The sequence below is a fragment of the Paenibacillus suaedae genome (genome assembly GCF_032337355.1).
GTDB lineage: Bacteria > Bacillota > Bacilli > Paenibacillales > Paenibacillaceae > Paenibacillus_B > Paenibacillus_B suaedae.
Genome location: NZ_JAVYAA010000003.1, coordinates 633,412 through 657,124, shown reverse-complemented (window position 1 = coordinate 657,124; position 23,713 = coordinate 633,412). Strand labels below are relative to the sequence as shown.

At 43.3% G+C, this 23,713-nt stretch carries 21 protein-coding genes and 6 pseudogenes; 6 read left to right on the top strand and 21 right to left on the bottom strand.

What is annotated here, in order from left to right; translation table 11 throughout:
* Positions 1-162 precede the first annotated feature (162 nt).
* Positions 163-1,518 (bottom strand): erythromycin esterase family protein, encoded by a 1,356-nt coding sequence (locus RQP50_RS16245; protein WP_315746043.1) that lies wholly within the window; start codon positions 1,516-1,518, stop codon positions 163-165.
* Between the two features lie 130 nt (positions 1,519-1,648).
* Positions 1,649-2,482 (bottom strand): AraC family transcriptional regulator, encoded by an 834-nt coding sequence (locus RQP50_RS16240; protein ID WP_315746042.1) that lies wholly within the window; start codon positions 2,480-2,482, stop codon positions 1,649-1,651.
* 143 nt (positions 2,483-2,625) lie between these two features.
* Between RQP50_RS16240 and RQP50_RS16235 the strand changes: the two genes are divergently transcribed.
* The 3 genes and pseudogenes from RQP50_RS16235 (at position 2,626) to RQP50_RS29465 (ending at position 5,609) form a co-directional block, all read left to right on the top strand.
* On the top strand, positions 2,626-4,068 hold the full coding sequence (locus RQP50_RS16235) for an MFS transporter (RefSeq protein WP_315746041.1): 1,443 nt from the start codon (positions 2,626-2,628) through the stop codon (positions 4,066-4,068).
* A gap of 54 nt (positions 4,069-4,122) precedes the next feature.
* Positions 4,123-4,503, top strand: a pseudogene (locus RQP50_RS16230) (MFS transporter); the annotation flags it as partial.
* An 18-nt stretch (positions 4,504-4,521) separates the two neighbouring features.
* Positions 4,522-5,609 (top strand): annotated as a pseudogene (locus tag RQP50_RS29465) (transposase).
* A 176-nt stretch (positions 5,610-5,785) separates the two neighbouring features.
* Here the strand turns inward: RQP50_RS29465 and RQP50_RS16215 are convergent.
* The 10 genes and pseudogenes from RQP50_RS16215 to RQP50_RS16175 all read right to left on the bottom strand — a co-directional run bounded on the left by RQP50_RS16215 (position 5,786) and on the right by RQP50_RS16175 (position 12,034).
* Complete coding sequence (locus RQP50_RS16215; protein WP_072729418.1) at positions 5,786-6,304, bottom strand: DinB family protein; 519 nt, start codon at positions 6,302-6,304, stop codon at positions 5,786-5,788.
* A 145-nt stretch (positions 6,305-6,449) separates the two neighbouring features.
* On the bottom strand, positions 6,450-7,082 hold the full coding sequence (locus RQP50_RS16210; protein ID WP_315746038.1) for a class I SAM-dependent methyltransferase: 633 nt from the start codon (positions 7,080-7,082) through the stop codon (positions 6,450-6,452).
* 672 nt (positions 7,083-7,754) lie between these two features.
* A pseudogene (locus RQP50_RS16205) lies at positions 7,755-8,150 on the bottom strand (NADH-dependent alcohol dehydrogenase); the annotation flags it as partial.
* Between the two features lie 43 nt (positions 8,151-8,193).
* A complete protein-coding gene (gene sbnB, locus RQP50_RS16200; RefSeq protein WP_315746037.1) occupies positions 8,194-9,159 on the bottom strand; it encodes a 2,3-diaminopropionate biosynthesis protein SbnB in 966 nt (321 codons plus the stop codon).
* A gap of 57 nt (positions 9,160-9,216) precedes the next feature.
* On the bottom strand, positions 9,217-10,035 hold the full coding sequence (locus RQP50_RS16195; protein WP_315746036.1) for a serine hydrolase domain-containing protein: 819 nt from the start codon (positions 10,033-10,035) through the stop codon (positions 9,217-9,219).
* A gap of 35 nt (positions 10,036-10,070) precedes the next feature.
* Positions 10,071-10,469 (bottom strand): VOC family protein, encoded by a 399-nt coding sequence (locus tag RQP50_RS16190; RefSeq protein ID WP_072729423.1) that lies wholly within the window; start codon positions 10,467-10,469, stop codon positions 10,071-10,073.
* Between the two features lie 86 nt (positions 10,470-10,555).
* Positions 10,556-10,714 (bottom strand): annotated as a pseudogene (locus tag RQP50_RS29345) (VOC family protein); the annotation flags it as partial.
* A gap of 9 nt (positions 10,715-10,723) precedes the next feature.
* Positions 10,724-11,170, bottom strand: a complete 447-nt coding sequence (locus RQP50_RS16185; RefSeq protein ID WP_185929320.1) for a GyrI-like domain-containing protein — start codon at positions 11,168-11,170, stop codon at positions 10,724-10,726.
* Between the two features lie 19 nt (positions 11,171-11,189).
* Entirely contained in the window at positions 11,190-11,600 is a 411-nt protein-coding gene (locus RQP50_RS16180) for a VOC family protein (RefSeq protein ID WP_072729426.1), read from the bottom strand.
* Between the two features lie 38 nt (positions 11,601-11,638).
* On the bottom strand, positions 11,639-12,034 hold the full coding sequence (locus RQP50_RS16175; protein WP_142542310.1) for a VOC family protein: 396 nt from the start codon (positions 12,032-12,034) through the stop codon (positions 11,639-11,641).
* Between the two features lie 1,182 nt (positions 12,035-13,216).
* Between RQP50_RS16175 and RQP50_RS29340 the strand changes: the two are divergent.
* A pseudogene (locus RQP50_RS29340) lies at positions 13,217-13,337 on the top strand (TetR/AcrR family transcriptional regulator); the annotation flags it as partial.
* 259 nt (positions 13,338-13,596) lie between these two features.
* On the top strand, positions 13,597-13,950 hold the full coding sequence (locus tag RQP50_RS16165; protein ID WP_315746034.1) for a hypothetical protein: 354 nt from the start codon (positions 13,597-13,599) through the stop codon (positions 13,948-13,950).
* A 316-nt stretch (positions 13,951-14,266) separates the two neighbouring features.
* On the opposite strand, the pseudogene RQP50_RS16160 reads toward RQP50_RS16165, so the two are convergent.
* From RQP50_RS16160 to RQP50_RS16125, 8 genes and pseudogenes are all read right to left on the bottom strand, one after another.
* Positions 14,267-14,713: pseudogene (locus RQP50_RS16160) on the bottom strand (DJ-1/PfpI family protein); the annotation flags it as partial.
* Between the two features lie 84 nt (positions 14,714-14,797).
* Entirely contained in the window at positions 14,798-15,547 is a 750-nt protein-coding gene (locus RQP50_RS16155) for an aminoglycoside 3'-phosphotransferase (RefSeq protein ID WP_315746159.1), read from the bottom strand.
* A gap of 56 nt (positions 15,548-15,603) precedes the next feature.
* Positions 15,604-16,395 (bottom strand): GNAT family N-acetyltransferase, encoded by a 792-nt coding sequence (locus tag RQP50_RS16150; protein WP_315746158.1) that lies wholly within the window; start codon positions 16,393-16,395, stop codon positions 15,604-15,606.
* 450 nt (positions 16,396-16,845) lie between these two features.
* The gene (locus tag RQP50_RS16145; RefSeq protein ID WP_072729434.1) at positions 16,846-17,736 is read right to left on the bottom strand and encodes an alpha/beta hydrolase family protein; all 891 of its coding nucleotides are present in this window, start codon (positions 17,734-17,736) and stop codon (positions 16,846-16,848) included.
* A gap of 132 nt (positions 17,737-17,868) precedes the next feature.
* Entirely contained in the window at positions 17,869-18,306 is a 438-nt protein-coding gene (locus RQP50_RS16140; protein WP_315746033.1) for a VOC family protein, read from the bottom strand.
* A gap of 81 nt (positions 18,307-18,387) precedes the next feature.
* Positions 18,388-19,338 (bottom strand): BadF/BadG/BcrA/BcrD ATPase family protein, encoded by a 951-nt coding sequence (locus RQP50_RS16135; protein ID WP_315746157.1) that lies wholly within the window; start codon positions 19,336-19,338, stop codon positions 18,388-18,390.
* A 321-nt stretch (positions 19,339-19,659) separates the two neighbouring features.
* Positions 19,660-20,256 (bottom strand): hypothetical protein, encoded by a 597-nt coding sequence (locus RQP50_RS16130; protein ID WP_072729437.1) that lies wholly within the window; start codon positions 20,254-20,256, stop codon positions 19,660-19,662.
* Positions 20,257-20,332: 76 nt separating this feature from the next.
* Positions 20,333-20,941 (bottom strand): zinc metalloprotease, encoded by a 609-nt coding sequence (locus tag RQP50_RS16125; protein WP_072729438.1) that lies wholly within the window; start codon positions 20,939-20,941, stop codon positions 20,333-20,335.
* A 592-nt stretch (positions 20,942-21,533) separates the two neighbouring features.
* On the opposite strand from RQP50_RS16125, the gene RQP50_RS16120 reads away from it, so the two are divergent.
* Positions 21,534-21,782, top strand: a complete 249-nt coding sequence (locus tag RQP50_RS16120) for a hypothetical protein (protein WP_072729439.1) — start codon at positions 21,534-21,536, stop codon at positions 21,780-21,782.
* Between the two features lie 265 nt (positions 21,783-22,047).
* On the opposite strand, the gene RQP50_RS16115 is transcribed toward RQP50_RS16120, so the two are convergent.
* Complete coding sequence (locus RQP50_RS16115; protein WP_315746032.1) at positions 22,048-23,535, bottom strand: MFS transporter; 1,488 nt, start codon at positions 23,533-23,535, stop codon at positions 22,048-22,050.
* Between the last annotated feature and the right edge of the window lie 178 nt (positions 23,536-23,713).

The following is a 23,713-nucleotide window of genomic DNA, read 5'->3' as shown; positions in this document are numbered from 1 at the left end:
CGTCGCAATGATAGTGTCGTATTTTTGTTCGTGATCTCCCGTTTCGAGTTCGTTGGTTCGTTGATGTAATAATCACCACCATTGTACGGCATATACCCGCTTCATGCTCGATTACAATTATCATTCTATTTCGATTTTTCCATCATATAGGATAAATCTCGATTAGAACTTCGTTGTCGGTTCCTTCACTTTATCGAAGACGATGATGCCGTCGAACTGTTCTCTCGGAACGAATCGCATTGACATCGGTGCGATAATCTCGGATGTCATGCCATCCTCCGCTGCATAGATCGGCTTGAACATCCATGAATTGCTCTGCTTCGGTGACTTATGTTTGGATAGATCGGCAAATGCAATTTTGTACCCGCTCTGCATCATCAACTCTTCCAGACTTCCCTTCGGCATTGGCTTAATATCGAAGAGCTTCTGCGTCGTAATGGTGCTTGCCTTGCCGCTGTTCATATAGAGCCCGACTACATAAGCTTTATCCTTCAGCTTCTTATGGAGCAGTTCGCCCATGCTGGTGAAGCTGCCGATCCATTTTCCTTGCTCTTTGGTCTGAATCTTAGATGTATTCTTCGCCAAATGATCGTTATGTGCCCATAAAATCACTTTTTTGCCGGGATACATCACCTTCATTAGCCATTCGACGTTGTCAGCCATAATACGGTCTCGGAATTCATAGCTTTTCTTCGTATCGTACATCCCCATCTCGATGAATTTTACTCGATCTTCGAGCGTCTTGATCGCAATATCCACCATATGCGGGTTGGCTGGGTAAGCTGCGCCGAGCTCCTTCTTGTTTGTTTGGATGAATTCGATCAGCGCCTTATATTTCGGTTCATATGTATCCTTTACTTTTTTAATCTCCGCCTTCGCCTCTGGATGGCCATCCTCCATGCCATATTCATTAAGCACCTTATACAAATCCGTCATTGCTTGCATCTCGAAGTTGAAATATTGCTGACCTTGATCCTTGTCCACCTTGGCAATCCAACCGGCAATAAACTGTGTGAGATAGCCCGAAGTGAATTGCATGTCATAACCTGCGAGATGGAGCGGGTTTTTGGTTCCCTGCTGTTTCTTGATGTATTCGAACAGATTCAGCGTCTCCTTGGAGTGCCAAATTGGGAATATCGATTGCTGCATCATCTCTTTCGGGGTCAAGTTGCGGGCATTCTCGTTCGTCATGAAGGCATCCCCAAGTCCGGATTCAAATGCAATCACGTCATACCCCAACTCTTCATGCAAATACTTAATCAATCTTGTCTTCATGCTGCTGTATTCCGCAACACGGTGGAAGTTCTCACCGAGACTGACGACCGTCTTATCCTTCAAGATCGGCTTCAGAAACTCTAAATCTTTATAATTCGATGACGTTGTCGATGTAATCTCCCGTATATTTTCCTTCACTCCGTCACTCTTTTGCGCTGCCGCTGAGGCATTGAACGGGGATAGAACGAGCGTAAACGCCATACCTAGAGCTATCAATCCTTTTAATCGTTGTACTGCTTGCATGATGAAAATACTCCTCCTTAGAAATCCATTCTCGCTACTCTTTTGTTTGCAAAGACATCGTAACAGCGAATTCTAAGGAAAGTATAAAGATAGAATACAATTCTAGTTATTTTCCGTCCGTATACCCCATTCAGTGATTAGGAGTATGTGGAAGGTTATGTTTCAATTCGCGTCTGACCGCCAAATAATGCGATGGAGAATCACCGAATGCGCGGCGGAACATCGCAATAAAGCTGCTCGGAGTTCCATAGCCAAGCGCATCAGCTACCATCCCTACAGAATCCCCTTGCGCCAGCATTTCCAATGCAAGCGTGAGACGAGCCTGTTGGCGCCACTGCGCAAAGGTCAACCCGGTTTCTGCCAATATTAAGCGGCGCAATGTACGTGGAGATAATGCTGCCCAAACGGCCCATTCGTTAAGCGTACGATTATCTTCGGGCTGCTGCAGGATCGCGTCCGTTATGCGCAAAAGGCGCGGATCAACCGGTAAGGGCAAATGTAATGGCTCAAGCGGAGCGATTTTAATCTCATCGAGCAAAACCGCGATTATTCTTTCTTGATGAGGTTCCAGGATTTCTTGATCCCTCCACGACACCGTTCGCTGCACAAGCGCACGCATGAGCTCACTTACATTGATGACACACGGAGTATGTGATAAGTCTCTGCTGATTTCAGGTGTAAGCAGTAAGCTCCAGCCGCTCATGGCTCCACTAACTGTAACCTTATGCGCTACATCCGGCGGAATCCACCCTGCACGGCGGGGAGGCAGCAACCAGGAACCGGTTGCAGTTCGCACATGGATTAGCCCGCTTTCCACACAAAAAAACTGTCCTCGCCGATGACTGTGCCAATCGTATTCACGTGTTCCAAGCCGGAAAGGGTTGTCAGAATCATCATTGCCCCAAAAAGCAATTAACGAAGGCCCTTCCAGCCAATCACTCTTATCTATCTCTTCTGTGGTCATTTTGCAACACCCCTTTTTTGGCCATTTCTCGTTATTTTTTGTCCAATTAGCGTTATCGTACATCGTTGATCCTATTCTAAAATAAGGAACAGACCAATGTCTAATGATTGATTTCAACCAGCACATTTTTTGGAGGGATCTCGATGTCATCTAAATCTGTAAATTTATCTGCCCCAAGCGGGTCGTCATTGCTGAAAAAAGGCACTCCTGCATGGATCGCCGCATTAGTTGCTTGTTTATGCGCCTTTATGGTCGTCATGGACAGCTCGATTGTAAATGTTGCTTTGCCGGCCATGCAAACGGATCTGGGTCTTTCTGTTGCTGAACAGCAATGGGTGATTGATGCTTATCTGCTGACATTAGGTGGTTTTATGCTGCTTGCGGCACGTGCCAGCGACATTTATGGCAGAAGAGCAATACTTCAGTCTGGACTTATCTTATTTACTTTAGCCAGCCTCGCCGGCGGACTTGCAACAACAGGCCCCATGTTATTAGCGGCACGTGCCATACAAGGACTGGGAGGCTCAGTGCTCGCCACATCTACATTAACTGTAATCGTTGCAGCATATCCGAGAGGTGCCAAGCAAGATCGGGCGATATCGTTATGGGCAGCCTCTTCTTCTATTGCATCTGCGTTCGGAGTAGTGATTGGCGGTGTGCTAACGAGCGTAATCAACTGGCGTTGGGTAATGTTTGTCAACGTTCCGATCGGGGTTGTGCTCAGCGGTATGGTTGCCATTTGCCTGCTTCCACAGTCGAAAGAAAATAACCCCGCCAAGCTGGATATACCAGGAGCTGTTACAATTACGCTTGCCCTGACGGCCTTTATTTTTGGAATCACACAGACGCTTGAACGGGGTTGGAAATCTCCAGTTGTTCTGTGCTCGTTAGCCGGTGCGCTTGTGCTATTGCTGGTGTTCATCGCTATTGAAAAAAACACAGCTGCACCTTTAATACGTCTAAGCATTTTCCGCCACTGGAATGTACGGATTGGCATTTTCATGGTACTCGGACTTGGTGGAGCTCTAACAGCCAACGTGTTATTTTCATCCCTAAGCTTACAGCAAATCAGCGGATACAGTCCGCTGCAAACGGGATTAGCGCTGCTGCCTATGGCGGCTATGCTTGCTATTACTTCGATTATATCCCGTTCACTTCGTGCCGCCGGATTTAAAAGACTTCCTTTTCTAGGTGGTCTCTTGGCCGCTGCAGGATTTGTCTGGTTCAATTGGTTGCCAGCTCAACCCGACTATATTTCTGAGTTCTTGTTTCCAAGTTTGCTTGTTGGATGTGGACTAGGATTGATGTTAATGACCGCCATCCAAGCTGTGCTTGCGGGCATTCCGGCACAGGACACAGGTCTTGCTTCCGGTTTGCAAAATACAGCACGTCAACTTGGCGGGGCACTTGGTATAGCCATACTAGTGACACTCTCTCATTCTATGACGACTCTACATGCAGAGTATGGGAGTACAGCCGTAGTGGCGCAGCTAGCCGGTTACCATAGTGCATTCCTTGCGGCAGGCGTAATCTGCGGCATGTCCGCCCTGATATCGTTATTACTTCGTAGTAATAGAGCCGATTGATAGTGAATACATCGCTGGTAAGCCGCAAGGAATAATCCTCGCGGCTTTGACTACCGTTTCAATACGATAGTTGTGGGCTTTCTTGTCTCTATTGCATGTTTTATTGCTTTGCCTTACCTCTCATCGGTTACGGCTTTCGAAGGTATATACTTTTTAATATTTGCTAATATGGGAATCGCATTTCCGCTGATTTTGGGACTGCTGAATTCGTTAAATCCGACAATCCGTGGCACGATCTCAAGCCTGGCCAATTCGATCATGTACGCTGCGACAACACTCGGCTCTTGGATCGCAGGCATGATTTATGCTGCTTTTAACGGTTTTTATGCCGTAGGCATTTTTGCAGCCATTTGCTTTGCTGGTTCGTTGTTATTTTTTATATTAAGTGGTATTTTGACGATTCACTCGAAAACAAAAAAGGAATTTGCATCTTGAATGCATATAAGAAATTCAATGGATATTCTAAATCCTCCAAAATTCAACATACTAAGTATTAGTGAGAATGAGTTTGATATTCTAATACAAGTGGTGACGAACTCGCCCCCTTTAGCTTGCCCTCATTGTGGATGCATAGCGAACCTCTATAAACACGGTAACAGGGAACATGTTTGTATGGATTTGCCTCTTTACGGCAAGCGTGCAGGACTTCATATAATGCGTAAGAGGTATCGCTGTAGAGATTGCAATCGAACCTTTTGGGATCGCTTAGACCACACCATAGACGAGAGGCGAAACTGCACCAAGCGATTATTGTCTTATATAGAAAAGCAATGCCTTAAACGTACGTTTGTCAGCATATCCGAGGATGTTGGATTGAATGAAAAAACGATACGTAACATTTTTCGTGATTACATCAATCGTCTTAAAGAAGCCATTCGGTTTGAAACTCCTAATTGGCTTGGGATTCACGGAATACACATTATCAAGCCAAGATGCATGTTAACCAACATTAAGGAATGTACTTTGTTAGACGTTCTACCCACGACCGTTTTACCCTCCTAAAACGCCACAAAGAGCTTACAGAGATGGATAAGATAACGCTTGACCTATGGACGAATAATCACCCTTTACTGGGGATTGCTTATGAAATAAAGGAGTCCTTTTTCGATATTTGGGAAAGCAACACAAGACAAATAGCGTTCCTCAAATACCTCAATTGGAGATCTAAAATACCAAAGGAACTCCAATCCGCTTTTGAGCCTTTAATTATGGCCGTGACGAACTGGGAAGAAGAGATATTCACCTACTTCGACCATCGCTTTACAAACGCCTATACGGATTCTCTCAAAAGCCTTATCCGTGTCATTAACCGTTTAGGCAGGGGCTATTCATTTGAAGCCTTACGAGCCAAACTTCTCTATACAGAGGGGCTTGCAAAGCAATGCAAGCCAAATAATCAGCGGCGGATCGAAACTTACGTAATGGAAGAAAACTTCCCAATGTTCAAAATACCTCCCGTTATTCGTGAACCGAAAAAATCAACTCTGCTTGGCATTGATATTTTCACCTTGATTGAGAGATTGGAAAAGGGCGAATTATAAGCCTTTTTCCACCAATACATCGCTAGTGTATGTCCTGAATCCGTAATGAAAACAACGGCAGACTTCCTAGAGTTCGTCGAAGTTTCATTCTTAGAACACAAATAAGCCGCAAGGAAAAATCCTCGCGGCTTTGATTTTCATAGTAATGAGTCTTTATTTACCTCTACCATCATCCTCTATTCTCCCAAATACCGTTCTTTCAGCACATTCAGATGATGCAGCTCATGCCCCGCAATCATATATGCAAGCGCACACGCCGAGATCGTCATATTGTTCGAGGTACCGATCCGCAGTACAGCTTCGTCGGTAAGACCGCGCAGCAGCGTAAGTGTCGATTGACGGACGGCTCGATAGTCCTCGATCAGCTCGGACATCGGCATTGAAGCGAATGCAGCACCGCTCATGAGCAAATTCTCATCGAATCCTGGCAGAGGTGTCTGATCCCCTCTCGCAATGCGCAGTAACCGATATGCCATGACGCGTTCCGTGTCAGCGATATGACCGAGCACTTCCTTGATGGACCATTTACCCGGCGCATAGCGATAATCTCCCTGCTCCTCCGACAGATTCACGAATAATTCCGTCGTCAGCTCTAGTTGGTCAGCTAGCATCTCCCGAAGATCCCCTTCCGGAACAAGACCAATGTAATTTGCAAAAGCTTCACCATACTCTGCCGCGAGTGGCTGTGTCAACATGATATCCACGCTCCTTTTCCAAAAATTATAGCATACACCTTCCACAATGCGGTGTTTTGTCTATGCTGGCAGTTAGGAAATTAGTAGAGCATATGTGCAATATATGGAATGAAGACCAGTTAAAATAACGGATGGAGTTGAACACTTATATAGCTTCCTTTTTACATGTTATGATCACAAAATTCATAGAAGGCTTATTTTTCATATTTTTATTGGGCTCATCAATCTCTGAGAACTGGATTAATCCATACTTCTCAAATTCTCGTCTTACTGAATTCGAATCATAGAAGAACATTTTGACGCCTTCCATGATCTCAAATCGATCTTTACTCAGTTCTCTGCCCTTGCCATACATGGGAGCCTTTTTTGTAACAGCAGTAAACATCATGTATCCATTGGGATTTAACTGATTGTAGCAATCATGAATCAATTTTTCCCGTTCACGACGGTTCAATAAATGAATCAGGGCGTAACAAAATATCGCATCATATCGCTTGTTATCAAATGGCATATTCGTCACTGAACCATGATAAATAGTAGCATTTACCCCGTTTTTCCTAGCTAAATCAATTGCTGTTTTTGATATCTCAATACCTGTCACATGCATTCCGTTATCTGAGAATATCTTTGCATTTCTTCCGTAACCAAAACCAGGTATCAATACGTCCTTCACTTTCTTCTCGAGGAAAAAGTCCTTTGCCATAAAAGCAGAGTCGGAAGGTTCCAATCCCCACATCATTTGTTTCTCAATAAAGCTTGCTTCCCAGAATTCTGTCATAGCTTTCTCCTCAGTGATGGTTTCAAATGCGATATAATACAAAAGCATATAATGTATATTGTAGATATCTTATCTCTGTAATTAGACTATAAAAAACATCTCTGATGAAGTGAGTGTTACTTAACTTCATTAATTGTAAGCATATTGAGTTACTTTAGTAACCTTTTTGTTCTGCAGATGCGCTCTAAAATAGGTTTTGCTTGTGTCATCATATTGAATATACGATACCCTTCAAAGATATTATAGATCTCATTTGTCTATTATTGTACAGATGCGAAGTACGTAAGTCAATTTTCCCTAATCAAACGCTCCAAAAGAGAATCAAGGATCTAAGTCAAAAAGTGAACACCCCTTTTCCTTCTATTGGCCACGCCCTTAGTCATATGTATACGGTTGACACGATGTGGTTCACGGAACCAGATTAGAATTTCGTCGCATCTTGAAATTGAAATACTGCTCACCTTGCTCCTTGTCCACCTTGGCAATCCAACCGACATTAAACTGTGTTAATAATCCCGAAGTGAAATGCATGTCATATCCTGCAACATAGAGCAGCGCTGATGATTAGTGAGGCATCACTACATATTCCCATACTCCAGACACATAATAAAAACCGATCCTGGCTCGCTTTACTTGGAAGGAGTAGGATCGGTAATATGAATTATTGTTCTCTTATAGCGACATCCGGTATATATGCAAGACATCGGAGCGGCTCAATTTCTTAAAGTTTCCTAAATCACCATATATCATTGCTTTATCCGCCATTAATTCAATCGTTGAATCGTCGATGCCATAATCCGCTAATCTGCTTGGTGCAGAAAGGGATGCAAAGAATTTCCTAAGCTCGGCGATACCTTCTTAAGCAACTTGTTGATCGTTTTTGCCTTCAGGATTGATGTTAAAAACACGTTCTGCGAATTGTTTGAATCGCCCAATGTTGGCATCTAGCGAGTACGTCATCCAGTTTGGAAACAAGATGGCAAGACCTCCGCCATGCGGAATGTCGTGAACTGCCGATACCGCATGCTCAAGAGAATGAGAAGCCCAATCGCCCGTGGTGCCCATGGACTGCTTTCGCGTCTTCCTCCTTAATTGTAGCATTGTCTCATTTCTAGCTGCTCAAGAGGGTTCCTATCCCTCGGTTCATAGCCAGCTTATAGTAGTGATGGGCCATGGCGATATCGAATATCGCCATGCCCATAGGATTAAACATGATAGCATCGTTTGGTCTTCGTTGTTTTAGTTCATTTTCCAGCACAATGTCCACAATGGATTTCGTGTGCTCTTTTTGCAATCCCATTTGTTCATTCATGTGCAGGATATCCGTATTTTCCCGACAAACCTCTTCCCAGTTATCGACTATAATGGATTTCGTGTGTTTCAGAATTTCAGGCCTAAAATCCCGTAAGGATACATTCAGAATAAGAGCATTGTCCTTAGGTTTTCGATCTATATAACCAGATTTGGACACCGTGCACGTGATAAATATATCCGAGTTTACATAAGCGTCTTCCCAGCTCTTGCAAATCTCCACTTTCCCCTCTAAATGCGAAATTTCCTCTGGTTGAACTCCTGCCACATCGTAAATATATATTTTGCTTAAGCGCTCTCCGAGCAATGAGCATAACATCTTCAAATGAAATTTACCGATCGGGCCAAATCCTACAATGCCTGCTTGAATATTTTCCAGCCGTTTCGTATTTTCATAGTATTTCACGATTAAGCCTGACACGGCTGATGTGCGTATGACGCTTATCAGCGAAGTATTGATAGTTGCTATCGGTACACCCGTTTCCGCGTCGTTAAGGATCGTTACCGAATTGGCCCGAGGCAATCCTTTTTGTATATTATCTGGAAAACTGGCAATCCACTTTATTCCCGCGATCTGAAATGCGCCGCCTGCGTAGGCAGGCATCGCAATGATGCGGTTGGCTTGATTCTGGAATCGTAAATAAGGTTTAATCGGTTGCGAGTATTCCTCATTCGCGATGCAACGAACCGCTCGTTCGATGACATCAATATTGGCATCCCAATCCACACCGAGATCCAAAATATCGGCATGATTCAAATACAGCATATAGAGAACCTCCCGTCATTTGTACGGCCTTTGACCGGCACGCAGTTAAAATAGTGACTATCTAAGCTTTTTCCCAAATTGCTGAACGCGGTCCTGCGAGCATAGAACTCCGATTATGCGATCTTCGACCTTTATGAATTCAATTTCAATCTCTACCGATCTAGCAAAATATGATAGCTCTGAGAGCGGAAACAATTCAAACTTGGATTGATCTTGCCCACTAATTAGTAGCTTCGTTCCATCACTATCAATTACCAGTTTGTAATCACTATGCAGTTCGTACTCCCCAACAAAATCTGTGAAGTCGCTTGGAGATACCTCAATGGTTATTTTTTGGCCCGGATAGTAGTTCGGCCAATGATACTCTTCGGCAATAGCCGAAAGGATATTTTGTATGATCGGTAAACTGTGATCTGTATTTACCATCACAACTGCCCCGTATCCAAGCTTGCTGTAGCCAACAAAGCGGCTGCAGTATCCTTCATTAATACCTTGCTGTCCAAAACGATGATACTCATCCTGTCCGCCTAACGCAAAACCTAGCCCCGTGTATAGATCTCGGTACGGTTTCATCATCTCGTTCACGGAGGAGTTTCTCAGGAATACATCCGACTTGCCGATTATTGCTTCCTGGATAGCGATGATAAATTTTGCTAAATCAGTCGCCTGGTTTGCCCTTTCATTCAATTCCTTATAAGTAATTTGCCGCCCTTCGCAAACAACGGCAATATGACTTGGAGTATGGGAAACCTGTGCTTCAAAAAGCTCGCTGATCGATTGATGGAATGGATACTCTGTATTCAACTGATTAACGATAAGGAGGATCTGCTTCTCTTCCTCGGAAAATATATCGAAATCGGCCAATGGAACATCCATATGAAATAGCGCCTCTTTGTTGTGTGAGAAAATAATCAGCTTTCTTCCTTTGGCCAACCGCCCCACAAATGCCCCATATGACCGTCCGGATCGCGGAAAGTGAAGCCGTACCCGCCCTGTGGCTTGTACACCATTTCGCCGATATCGTTCCCTTTCTTCTTTAACTCCTCGTACACTTCATGAATATTGTCTACCTCCAGCGAGATGATTGGCTGATGCTCTCCACTGCTATTCGTAAAGTCCAGCTTTGGCACCTCTGGGCATCGAATAAGCCCAAGTCCGACTCCCCCGACGTTAAGCCAAGCCTCTTGGTCACCCGGGGAGTATTCGAAAGTGAACGGAATACTGAGTACCTCATTGTACCACCTAACCGAAACCTCTAGATCACGAACCGGCAATGAAACAACTGCATAGTTTTTTATCTTTATTTCCATTATGTGTATTCCTCCTTGTTAAATATATTGATTTCAAGGCTTCTGTAATCACAATTCCCCATCGGCTTATCTGCAGCGAATTGAACAACTGGGATGTTGAATACGTGTTCTGGTGAATATATCTTGCTGTCTAATACGATATTCGTTTCCCCCTGCATTGGAAGCACATAAATATGGCCAAATAATATTTCTCCATCAGTTGGCATGCCGAGTAATTTGCAATACCAATCTCTTGTGTTCTCAATATTGCTTACTTAATCGATAACTGGAACGAATACATCTACTTTTCCTGGCCATTCCGGATCTTCAAATTGATAGACCTCGAGTGCAAGTGCCTTCGAATTGTTTTCAAATCCATTGTTTGCAAGGTAAGTATGGATTTGTTCATAAGGGTCTTTTTCTGTTCTTGTTGTCGCATAGGAATGTGGCGGAGCTGTAAAACCAATCATGCCTTCAGGGATATCCTCAAGAGTACTTACTTCCATGCAGAAAAAATAAGTAAATAGTACTTCCGATGAGAAGTGCGGACACACATATTCATGTGAATTGATTACGTTTTTGATTTCATGTTTGCGATTCAAGAAAGATTCTTTTGTAGCTTCAACTCTCTTTGGGTCATGATTCTGAAAACTAGATGTTACTGGAATGCCGATAAATTTCTTTTCCTGGAGGTGAACAATCTCGACTTGGTCTTGGTTCATATTCATTTCTCCTTTGAAATTATTTCGTAAAGCTTTTGAGCCATCTTGAATCCTGATTCAAATCAATCAAACTGAGCAAGTTTCCATCTGGATCTTCAAAATCCATTAAATAAAAATCGCCATTGTCACGGATATCAAACACGTTTACTCCATTGTTCTTCAGATACTCATGAGCAGAGTGGACATCCTCGGTTAAGAAGTTATAGTAAGGTGTGATTAATGCATCTTTGTTCTTAAATGTAACCGGCTGCTTTTCATCTACTTGTATCAGTCCCAATACAGTAGGAGTATGATTCAGTTTCAATGTTGCACCCAATCCCCAATTTACGGTTAGTTGAAAGCCTAAGATGCTCTCATACCAGTGAATGGACTCTTCAAGATTTTTGACTGGAATAAAGATACTTCCGATTTCTCTAATAATAGCACCCATCGAAGTCACCTCATCTGATTTGTTGAAAATCTAACGAGTTAGTAATTTAGTTCGCAGTCGTGGTTCTCCCAAATATCAAATAGGTTGCCATCCAGATCTTCCAATACAAAGAATTTCCCGTACTTCCCCTCATCGCTAATGTTTCCGACATTCACGTCTTCTGATTTCAAATAGGTATGTAAAGACTCAATATCATTTGTGAAAAAGGTTATGATCCATCTCTTCTTATTGTTGATTTCGAATACGGCTCTCGTGTCGTTATCACTTTGAATTAAGTCTAATATAGGCCTATTGCCCCTAAACAAACTTAAATATCCTTCCCGCTGGTGTCGAATGTTAAATCCAAAGTGTTTCACATACCATTCTGCTGATTTCTCGATGTTAGCCACAGGAATGACATTGTATGCAATTCCAAGGATTTTCCCGTCACTCATCATATTGCCTCCTATCAGAGTAACTATCGATTCCCCATATTCGTTAGACCTGTACAAGGAATACCTAGAATATTCGTTTTCTTGAGGTGTACAATCTCAATCGAGATGGTCAAGAAGATCATTTCTGAATGCTTAAGGTTTTTAGGTTCTTCGGCAATTTCATAAAATGTCCTCATGTATTTTACGGCGAACAGCCTTATGGCTCCATCGGAACCTGTTAGAATGTGTTGGTGTGCTAATATGAAGTCCTGTTGGTGGGTTTCTAGAGTTCTCTCCATCGACTTGCCTTGGAAGAGCGTGGGGCGCGAATGCTGGTACGTTACGCGAAAACTATAATTTTAGAAGTTAGTGCTCAAAACCATTAGTTTCTAGCTAGTTGAGATATTTAATATAATAGAACAATTGTTCTCTTTTGTAAATATAAACAATTTATTTCTTTCCGGAATATCGCATAGCCTTTGTATTCACGAATACAAAAGGCTTAAGGCGCGTAGTACCGGGAGGCTTTTCTACTTTGATTCTCATGGTGTTAGATGATGGCGGCGATCTACTTGGGGGTCATCAAAGGTTAACTATTTATCTGTTTAACTCTAAATAATTCATATTATAATCTTCTCCTAAGAAATTCACCTCTTCAGAAAATCCATTAAATCCCCACTCACCATTCACGTTAAGAGTAAAGCGATATTCTCCTTCCCCAACCCTTTAGCTCCTCATCATTAGCTCTCCCCTACAATTACACTGAATATATATTATAAGTTTGGCCGTAGTCGCGTATTTCAAAATTATAACAGATCCAAGTATTTGTTACTTGAAATTTCCCGGGTAAGCGCAGAATTCGCTAAAACAATCCACCTACTGACAGAATAGCTCAGATTGGTTTACGCCGAGTTCTTCCAACGCAACTACAAATCATAATGCATGCGAGCTAGAACCTGTAACCACTGCACCTCTGCGCCCATATTGTTAACATAATGTTATTACTGTTAACTCAACGCCGCTTCTCATCACATTATTCAATTCAGCACGAGTTTTAACACCAACAGACTTGAGTCTGCTCGAATCTATCTTCATAATAAATTTATTATCTTATACATTCATTTTCACTTCCTGGCAGAAAGGATGCCCAATATGAACAGCAATTCGAATATACGAACCAAACGCGATATTACCAATGCATTTATGGAACTGCTGACGACTAAGACTTTTTCATCATCCATTACTATTCAGGATATTTGCGAAAAATCGTTTGTTCACCGCAGTACCTTCTATCGTTACTATGAAGACAAGTATGATTTGCTCAACAAAGTCACGACCATGATTGCAACTGACTTTTTCCAGAATGTGAATAGCAACCGTGAGTCATTGCATTCTTTCTACGAGCAAATGCTGAATTATGTAGAAGAACACAAACAACTGTTCCTTAACCTTACGATTAAAAACAATAACAATGATTTTGCGACAATTGTCTTATTCTGAAACATATATCTCTAATTGAATGTCGTGTCCCCACTATCTACTCTGCTATATTCGTCATGACAAAAACGAAGGAGGAGCATGAGTTGGACAGATTATTTACTACATTCGGGGATTTCATCATTCGACGTTCCAAATTCACGATCATCCTGATCACGATATTGACCTTATTTTTTGCTATTGGTCTTCCGAAGCTTGATATGCAAATGGGCAACAACATATTCGTGAATGAAGCGTCTGATGTATTCAAACGCACGACAACCTATCAGGAGCAATTTGGCGAAGAATCCATTTTCGTTATGATAAGCGGAGATCCGCAAGTTCTTTTCACCCAAAAAACTTCACAGGAAATCGTTCGCTTTGCTCAGAAAGCCGGTCAAATCAAGGATATTACAGGCAGCATGCACTATATTGGCTTAATGAATGAAAATGATATATAATGGAAGGATAGTGAATGAGGGAGGGTGAATCGCATGAAAAGATGGTGGTCATCACATCCCAAACTTTCAAACAGCATGAACTTCATAATAACGGCTTTTTGCTTGTGTTTCGTTCCATTGTACATATTGCCGGATCATGTTTTTTGGGGCTTGGTAATTGGTTGTGCGCTTTCCGTACTGTTGAATAGTATGATCGTACGAACTGGAGATCTTCGAAGTTTCAATCTTAGATTGTGAACAAGCCGCAGGACTAGGTAATAGTTCGTGCGGCTTTAATATTACGATTTGAATGGATCAAGCCCATTGGGGTAGTACTCCTAACTCCAAACAACACCTCGCCTTTCTCAATGAGTTCATTTTGCGCCAAATCGTGCATCGTCGCCTTTCGACCATTCAATATACCGGAGGCAGCTAGCAGCATACCCCCTGTACAAACTCCAGCAACAATCGTTCCTTCGTTGTGCATCTCGCTAATCAGTTTGGTTAGGGTTCCAATCTTTTCTTGTTTTCGCGCCCCATGTTCAGCTTTATGATTCCAGCCACCACCAGGTACAATTAACAGATCTGGACGATTATCCATTCGTAAAAAATCATTTAGTTTAAGCGTAACTCCAAACGAAGTAGTCATTTCTTGTTTTGGTTCACTTGATATGGAGTCAACCTTGAAAGGAGCCCCTTCTTCTATTGCTCTTTTGTGTACCTCAAAGGGTGCGAAAGAGACAAGCTCTCCGAAGCCGTCAAACAATACAATTTGTATTTTCATTTTTGAACACCGTCCATGTTCGGAAAGAATTTTGTATTCTTCTGCCAGTTCGCTGAGTTCCCATGAATAAAGAAAGGTTCCGTATTAATTTTGTATATAATAATCTTGCCCTCTAAAGCCGTTAAATACTGATAGGAGCCCACAAAGACGAAGCCGATTTTGATCAATAACATGTTCGCCATATGCTTTCACAAATCTATTGGCATAGTCAGCGCTTTTCAAGTTGAATTGTAGAGACCATAGCGCCCAGAAGATATCATAATGCCGATCTCCTATCCCGCCATACCCTACATCTATGAAGCCATTCCGTTTATTATCTTGCAGAATTAAGTTCGGCAAGCAATAGTCGCCATGTATGATCACTTTGTCTTCTTCAGCGTATTTATATAGAGACACCATATCTTTATATGCGGATTCTCTACTGGTATATCCCATATAGTGAAGAAGGCTCTTTTCTGCCTTCCCTTCCCTGTAATTGAGCTCTGCCCGGATGAACATTTCCTCTAGCCCGTTCGTAACAGGGCAATCCGTATGTGGAATTTGATGCAAATGTAGAAGGCTTTCCGCAAATACATCGCATAAATGCTCTGGGTGAGCTATATATTCATCGCTTGCTGCATGTGAACCGGGAATTCGTTCGGTGATCAGATAATCATTATTATCATTGGAACTGTAGTGTATTACGCTTGGGCATATGCCTTTATGATGCAAATAGCTCGTCATGATGGCTTCACGCTGCATTTGTTCTTTTGGAGTTACTTTTAGGAAGACATCGTAGGATTGATTTTTCATGTGATATACTGATGATCTTGCGGTTTTCTTAACGACTGTCACTTCTGCTTCACTGAAGTAGGCTTGTATCTCGATTGGAAATAGTTCGGTTATAACTCTCACCTCGATTCAACTGACAATATCTCACTTGGCGGTCTGCTCATTCGGGTGTCAGGTCTATAGTATTTGGTTAGCCAGTGGTACAATGACTTTTCATTGAAACCAAGACTTTCATATAACTTCCTCGCATAATTGCCTTTCACAACCCCCAGCTGAACGATGGTATTGCCGCGACGCATGATTTCATTTACAAGAAATGAAACGAATGGTCTGCCATATCCTTGAGATTGGAGATCATGCCGAACAGAAACATGACTCAGCTCATTGCCATCAATATTTCCAACCCCTGCGATTTCCCCTTCAACAAGAAGCACGTATATGTTGCTTTTGTTATCGAACATGCGCTTTCGTTCATTTTCATTCGGTGGGAAATAATAAGTCGGAAGCAAATCCAAACTTTCATGCAACTTGTAAAAAGCGACCTCGATAAGTATATGACAGGTCTCATAATCATCATCTTCATAAGGTCTAACCGAAATATGTTGTTCAGGAAGATAGCCACCTTCCCGCTCCATGATGTGAGACGACCAACTGATGTAGTAACCATTCTTATATAAAAATTGCAAAGTAGATCGATCGCCATCCATGCATCCACCCATCGAACGTTCTACGATCTTGTGTGGGGTGAGCAAGTGGTCTACCTTAGCCATGAGGGAAGTTCCAATCCCCTTCCTTCTGTATTCCTCGCTAACATATATCGTTGTCTGTGCTTTTCTTTTTATCCCATCAACGGATAGGAAACCTACTGTTATGCCATTATAGTGGGCGACAAATATACCATCCGGGAACATTTTCTCGCATCTTAGCAATTCTTTAATCTGTTCATCTCCACACAACATAGCTCTGATTGAATTTTTATCCCTTTCAGGTTGGTATGGTTCTATTATCAGATCTTCCACGCGCACACTCCCTTTCGTTAGCCAGTTGATTTTAGGGAGTCATATTTTACCACATGCATATGTGTAAGTACTAGTTATTTTTTAACAGTCTTCTACACGAACAATTCGCAATCTCTGTATCCCGACATAAACTGTCGTCACCTTATGGACAGTGATAAAGGGGCTCTCACTCCTCCACCCTTTCCACCTGCTATAATGATGCACGTAGGGGACATTAATTCTACTCGCTTCTCCGTTCGTGAAAAAGGCAGCTGACCCCAAGGAGCCGGCTGCCGCCAATTATCTTTATTGAGTTATCGTCCCGTTAGCCAAATCATTCTTCGAGGCATGCAACAATGATTACTACCGCTTCAGGAAGCTCGTGATCTCTGCGCACAGCTCCTTGTGAAATTGAATTCGATCAAAGCCGGGAGGATCCTGTGATGGCAGAAATGATGGTGAACTCATCGAAGGTGGAAATGGGCTCAAAAAGGAAAAGTGTCCGGCATTTTGCACGGTTCTATATTGAACTTTATTTCGATCAGCAACCCCATTCATAATAATTTGCGCATGAAAAGCGGGTGTGTAAGAGTCTTTTTCGGCGTCAAGGATTAAAATTGGGACATCAACCTTGCGTAACGCTTCTTTGGATTGAAACCATACCGATGCCGGCGCGAGTAATACGAGCGACTGAATGCGGGGATCTGGCGTGACCTCAATGTGTTGCGGTTGCCCATCTGATGACTCATGAGGAAATGAGGTAGGCTCCCCACCTGCCGCTGCCAATGCCGTGTAGCCACCGAGGGAATGACCGATAATCGAAACGTCAATCGGGTACACTTTCCCAGCAAACCTCTCATTTTCAAAAAAACAGTCGATGGCCATCCGAATGTGACGGGGTCTGTTCGTCAGATTTTGAACCGTACCTTCCAAGCTATTATCATTTCTATTATTGTATGGATGTTCAGGCATACCGACGATAAAACCGTTCCGCGCTAAATGCTGAGCTAACATACGATAGGCAAAAGGAGTGCTGCCAGTACCGTGAGAGATCAGCACCAACGGGAACGTTCCTTCCAAAACCTCCGCATCCTTTGCTAAGTCAATCGAATAGGGCCCTAATTGAACGGTTTGCTCATCCGTACCCGTAGGATACATCACCCACATTGGAAATGTAATGCCCAAAGCCTTATCCGATATTTCGACTTTACGGAGTCCCGCGGCCCCTGGCTGTTTGATTTCATTTATGTCCATTTTATGTGTTCCCCCTAAGATAGTAAGATGTAGACTCGAATGAAATGTTAATTCATTTATACTATACGGTAATTCATGTTAGCGTGTTGAACCTATTTTGCAAAGGTACAGTCGGATGTTGAGTCGTCTTGTTTATTTCACTTGTCCATAATGTACTGCGCTGCATACGGCTAATGAATTCCCGTCCGGATCAAAAAATCCACTAACTCCATTCATCATTACAATCCGAGAACGCAACCCTATTAGCATCTCCTCTACATTGGCTGAGTAGAAGTCAATTACACTATGGGTTACATCCGTATATGTATTCGTAAAAGCAAGTCGTTGTTCATCTTGATTCTCAACCAAGTATAAGTTTGGAACTCCGAGACGTTCGCCTCCATCCAGATAAAGCATGGCTGCCTCCCAATCTTCGTCCGGTTCTCCAAGAACCTTCATGCCAAAGGTCTCAGTATACCAGGCTATTGCTTTTCTCAAATCCGACACAGGGATTTCGATTGTAGCAATGCGTGGTACAATTGAACGCAGGACTTCTCGTTCGATGTTTTGCCCAAATCCATCATGATTCATGAAATCATCCGTTAATACAAACAGCTCCTTTTTATCTACATAGCTATGTTAACAATACGATCTATGTTAGATAATCATGTTCTACTTCATTGCTACATTCATGTCCGCTTGTACGCCGAGCACCTTATAAGCAAGAAGAATGGCACCGACTACGGGTGGAAATAGTGGTTTAACCGCACGATATTGCTTAACTGGATGCGCTATAAGCATTTCAGTTAGTTTGCTTCGCATGTAGGAACTGCAGATGACGCTGCCGATTAGCGCGACATCGATGCTGCGTTCAGCGAAGTTGGAGCCGACAAGCTCAATCCCTAATCGGAGCTGCTCTACAGCGCGGTTGCATACGCTTCTTGCTATACTGCTGCCCTGTTCTGCCGCTGTGGTTACACATGGAGCGAATTGCCCAAAATGCTGATCGCGCTTCATCGTATCTGGCTCAAATCCCCGCCGAGCAAGAACCTGGAACTGCTCTAAGCTGTTCGTTTTCCAATGCTGCATCATCTCTGCAATCAGTCCTTCATTCGAATCGTCTGGGCGACCTGCAAGTACTTCATACACAGCATCATAGGCAAGATGACGTGCTGCGCTATATGCGTAATGGCGATAATCCAAGTTTCGGGTTCGTGTACCGTATTCATTGATGCCCATAATCATCGTTCCTGTTCCGGCAATGGCAATGATACCTGGTTGATTTTGAAGTGCTCCTGCGTGAGCAACATCGGAGTCATTCAAATGCAGCTTGGGACAATCAAGCCCCGGTAAGTCAGTAAATGCATGAATCCATGCGTCATCTGCTTCTGAGTCATAGTCCGCAAGGCCAGCAACAAGCGCGGCCACAGAGGTTGTATCTCGTCCTGCTATCGCAAGCGCATTCTTAATCGTCGCTTTCACATTCTCAGCTGCGTTCTCGTCTTTATACTTGGATGCACAGCCGCCTTCCGCATAAGCAAGCTCATTTCCGTTTAGATCACAGATCATAACTCTTGTATTCGTGCCGCCTCCATCAATGCCGACAACAATATTCCGCTCCATCACAGCAATGGCCCCCTAACCAATTATCGAACTCAAACCCATCATCACTCTATTAGCAGCTATCCCTTCAATCGTAAGTCATCCATGCAATTCCATTACATTTCATATTCTTTAAAAATCTGCGATAAACCTTCTTTTCCGGAGCAATTGTAGCATGATTTTGTTGGCTGATTCATCATTCTCGGAAGTACTGCATTTCTGTGATAATAATTAGCTCCGCTCACTCCAATATCTGTATAAGTAACACATAAAAAAACCCGGATGACAGCCACTTTTTGTCTCCAGTGGCGATCTTCCGGGTACCCGTTCCATGCAGAAGAGTTATTGGTAATTAAAATACTTCTGACTAACTTCATTATAAAGAGTCGTATAATGCTCATTATTCTCGGCAATATCCAGTTCATTGATTGTCAGCGTATTCAGGGGGCTATCGTTACTTGGAAATACATACTTCCCTTGATGGTTCCCTATAATTTCAAATGCACCAGATGGTTCCTCTGGACTTTGATATAAAAAGAGTAAATAACTTTTCCCAGCAGTTAACGGTTTATAGAACTCATTCGGGAATTTTGCATAAGCGCCCGCCAAATCTCTCCACTGGGCATAATATTCTACCACCGGCAACTCGTCGCCTTCCTTCACCAGATCGTCACCCTTAAAAACTTTCTTCACTTTAATATTTGAAAATGTACGTGTATCCAGGGGATATTTATCTTTTTCATCCAATGTTACAATAGAATCCGTTTCTTTCTCCCAGTCTACTTCTACTATGACTGTTGCTAATGATTCCATCTCGGAGAGGGAGTAATTATGGTAGTCTGCTTCTGGACGCAATTCTTGTGTATGCAAATGCTTATATCCAAAAAAAACGCCAACTCCCAACAAAACGACCAATCCTGCTGTTAGCCATTTTTTCAAACAAAACACCTCCCATTGTTTTTATTGCACTTGAGGGCTGATTTCATGAAAGTCCATCATTCTCAGAATGACGATTTCATTTTCCGTATTTCGCTTTTATATTGTTTTTATCATAGGTCTGTATCGTGTAATAGCCGTTATCCCCTTGTTTCATAATTGCATTTGATGTGGTAGTAGGATGATCGAGACCCCATGAATGGCCCAATTCATGCAGAAAAACCTTTTTTCGTAAGTCGGAACTTAGGAAGGAATATCCTACTCTTGTTTTTGAATCTGTATTCGTGTTGATTTTAATAATTGAATCCTTCCAAGAGCCATTCCAGTCACAAGTGTATCCCAATATGACACTATATTTATAATTGCAAGTTTCCCCCCAACTTCCTGTAGCCCCCAGATTCTTCCCGATTATATTAATTCGAGCAAAATGAGGTGTTTGATCAAGACTAGATTGTTCATAAGGCTGATTCAATCCTACCTTTGATGAGACACCGTTCCAGCTAGAGTACCAACTTTTAAAAGAGCTCAGGTAGTTCGACATGCTAGGACCTACTGCTACCCCCAAGCTGGTTGTATCACTCATGTCCCAAGACCCGCTCACGTAGTCTGAATTAGCTGCGTCAACTGCTGACCTAACGAGAAAAATGGCAAGAAAACAGGTTAAAGCGATAATCCATTTTTTTTTCATAATGTCCACCTCTCATTTGAATTTCTCACAATCCCAAAACATCGGAATGTAACGATCAGGAGAACCTATCATTCTTTACTTTGGGTAGTACTGTCACTTAACAACGTAGATTTCACGCATGGCCTTCAGGCTTATTGTGCGTTTCAAAGCTCTCTGGTGGCTGGAGGAAGTTCACGTGGTATGTTGCATGTACATCATAATCGCTTTTTGTGAATTCATTTCTTTTCTATTAAGTTTACATAGTAAAGTTCTCTTGCAAGATGAGAGTGGGAATATGCAATGATGAGGGTATACAATTCGGGTCTAATGAAAGCGCTGTCTAAGGAGTGTACAATGAGGTTTAACTTTCAAACAATTACAGATTGTTTTTATTTTCCGTCTCTAAAAATCTCAGCTCCTCTCCTTCAAATTAAATCTATACTACCTAAATCACCCATTTATGTCAACGATACTTTGGGCGATGGTCTTGGCACTGCCGATTATATCTTTGATTAATAATAGTAATGATATGGGAAAAGATAGAATTTATTTCTATATTAAAGGAGGAAGACTTATTAATAGGTAGAATATATTCATAAAAGGGGGTGATCATATGAACAAAATAACAAAAATGATGGCGGTTGTTGTGTGCGCTTCTGCATTCCTCGTGGCGTTGCCAAGCCCGTCCCATGCAGCCTGGTGCGGCGGAAAAACTTTAATCAAAACCGAAACAAACTGCCTCAATGGAAAAACCTACATCACTAAACACTACATGCAAACCTGCAAGTATGACAACGGCCAATCGGAGACCAAAACATGGACAGAGACAGAAACCCGTAGCGGATGTATTGCCCAGAACTAATTCGGTTCACTAACAATTAATTTCATTCTTGTACATAAGCGGCTCTAATAATTCGTCCCATACCATGATAATGGTTCATGGTTCAGTTGAGGAATTGTAGAGCCGCTTTATCCTCCCTATTTTCGCACTCTCGCCGTTTCTCCTTTGTGTGAATCTCCTCTACATTTTCCAAGATAATTCCATCGATTTACGCCGTTTTGCGGTTACAAGTTGCATATTTATACCTGGTAGCACCCACATAGCATTTTGGTTTACCGTCATTTTTCTACACTGATTCTTGTCGCCGCTTTACCATCCTTCTCCGTACGTACCAACTGTAACAGAGCGGCAGCAGGCTGGCAGCGCCGATCCATGCGCCGAAACCGAAGATGTTTAGATATGCCTCCAACGGCTTGGCAGGATCGCCGTCGTCCATAAGTCCCAATCCTAGCGCAGCACCAAGCACCAAGCCCACGTTGCGCGTCAATGCAATCATACTCCCGAGCGATCCTGCGTCATCCTTCACCGCATGGCTCATAATGAAGCTGTTATTCGGCGAAGCGATCAGCCCCATCCCCGAACCGATCAAGGCCAGCGTACAAATAATTGCCCACAGCGGCAATACGCCGAATACCCCAGAGAATAGCAGGAACCCGCCTGCCATGGCGCATAATCCAAGCCCCATTAAGCGACGCGATCCAATCCGATCAGATAAGTGCCCTGCGACGGGGCCGATTACAGCCAAGAGCAGCGGATATGCCAGCATGACATAGCCTGTATCCGCCGTGGATACCGAGGTGGTTCCCGAAATATAAAATGGCATGAGAACCAATGCAATATTGGCCATCAGGAAAGATGCGCAGCTAATGATCAGACCGCAGGCTACGGCTGGAATACGGAACGCTGAGAGCGGCAGAAAAGGCTCTTTCTGCCGGGACTGCCACAACCAGCCCAAAGGGCAAACAGTCAGTAGGACTGCATACAGTAGAAGCATATTCGGAGATCGCCACCCTATCGCGCCTCCGTTCACAATGGCGTATATTCCAATGCTGATGCTGCAGATGAACAAAATGGCTCCAATTACGTCCAATGAGGCTTTCCTCGTCTCTTTCTTCTGATCAGCAGGGATGAAGCGCAGCGCTAACCCGGTTGCCGCGACCGCCACGGGAACATGAATCAGAAACGCCCATTTCCAGCTCAACCATGCCGCGGTGAAGCTGCCTGCAACCGGTCCCGCCATGCCGCCTAGGGCAACAGCGGTGCTCACAAAACCGAGAGCCCGCCCTCTATGCGTGCCCGGCATATGAAACGTGATAATTGCCATATTTGTCGCTTGGAACATTGCCGTACCTGTCGCTTGCACAACCCGCATGAAGAGGAGCACGGTGAGATTCGGCGAGAGCGCAACCAGAACAGAACTAATTGTGAATAGGGCTATGCCGCAGTTATGGATGCGGCGATGCCCCCAGCGGTCGCCTAACTTGCCCATCAAGGGGAGGAGCGACGTAATAGCGAGGAGATATCCAGTCGTCATCCAATGCACTGTCCCAATATCGGACTGGAACACGGAGACGAATCGGGGAAGCGACACATTCACTACCCCGGCGGTAAAGTGAGACAAGAATGCGCTGAGACAAATCGCCGTCATCATCCATGCCCGTTTTCCGTCAGCTGTTCCTAGTCTTTCGTGTGCAGCAACGCTCAACAGTTTTCCCTCCCCTTCAGCGGAAGAGCGGCTTGCCGGGTATCGAATACCGGCCCAAGTTTTGCGCAAATGGTTCTTCCTACATGGCCGTAGCCCTCGATGACAATAAGCTCATTTTTTGCATGCATTGTTATCACCATATCCTGTAAAGTTTATAATTAATATACATTGCGTTATAAAATGCACGCGCAGTATTTTGTGTGCAAAGTATAAAAACCCGGCGAATACCCACTCTTTGTCACAAGTG

Bases quoted from the DNA above. Each gene is read 5' to 3' on its own strand.
- RQP50_RS16245 (WP_315746043.1), bottom strand. From the start codon at position 1,518: ATGCAAGCAGTACAACGATTAAAAGGATTGATAGCTCTAGGTATGGCG.
- RQP50_RS16240 (WP_315746042.1), bottom strand. From the start codon at position 2,482: ATGACCACAGAAGAGATAGATAAGAGTGATTGGCTGGAAGGGCCTTCG.
- RQP50_RS16235 (WP_315746041.1), top strand. From the start codon at position 2,626: ATGTCATCTAAATCTGTAAATTTATCTGCCCCAAGCGGGTCGTCATTG.
- RQP50_RS16215 (WP_072729418.1), bottom strand. From the start codon at position 6,304: ATGTTGACACAGCCACTCGCGGCAGAGTATGGTGAAGCTTTTGCAAAT.
- RQP50_RS16210 (WP_315746038.1), bottom strand. From the start codon at position 7,082: ATGACAGAATTCTGGGAAGCAAGCTTTATTGAGAAACAAATGATGTGG.
- sbnB (WP_315746037.1), bottom strand. From the start codon at position 9,159: ATGCTGTATTTGAATCATGCCGATATTTTGGATCTCGGTGTGGATTGG.
- RQP50_RS16195 (WP_315746036.1), bottom strand. From the start codon at position 10,035: ATGGATGTTCCATTGGCCGATTTCGATATATTTTCCGAGGAAGAGAAG.
- RQP50_RS16190 (WP_072729423.1), bottom strand. From the start codon at position 10,469: ATGGAAATAAAGATAAAAAACTATGCAGTTGTTTCATTGCCGGTTCGT.
- RQP50_RS16185 (WP_185929320.1), bottom strand. From the start codon at position 11,170: ATGAACCAAGACCAAGTCGAGATTGTTCACCTCCAGGAAAAGAAATTT.
- RQP50_RS16180 (WP_072729426.1), bottom strand. From the start codon at position 11,600: ATGGGTGCTATTATTAGAGAAATCGGAAGTATCTTTATTCCAGTCAAA.
- RQP50_RS16175 (WP_142542310.1), bottom strand. From the start codon at position 12,034: ATGAGTGACGGGAAAATCCTTGGAATTGCATACAATGTCATTCCTGTG.
- RQP50_RS16150 (WP_315746158.1), bottom strand. From the start codon at position 16,395: ATGTTCCCGGATGGTATATTTGTCGCCCACTATAATGGCATAACAGTA.
- RQP50_RS16145 (WP_072729434.1), bottom strand. From the start codon at position 17,736: ATGGACATAAATGAAATCAAACAGCCAGGGGCCGCGGGACTCCGTAAA.
- RQP50_RS16140 (WP_315746033.1), bottom strand. From the start codon at position 18,306: ATGAATCATGATGGATTTGGGCAAAACATCGAACGAGAAGTCCTGCGT.
- RQP50_RS16135 (WP_315746157.1), bottom strand. From the start codon at position 19,338: ATGGAGCGGAATATTGTTGTCGGCATTGATGGAGGCGGCACGAATACA.
- RQP50_RS16125 (WP_072729438.1), bottom strand. From the start codon at position 20,941: ATGAAAAAAAAATGGATTATCGCTTTAACCTGTTTTCTTGCCATTTTT.
- RQP50_RS16120 (WP_072729439.1), top strand. From the start codon at position 21,534: ATGAACAAAATAACAAAAATGATGGCGGTTGTTGTGTGCGCTTCTGCA.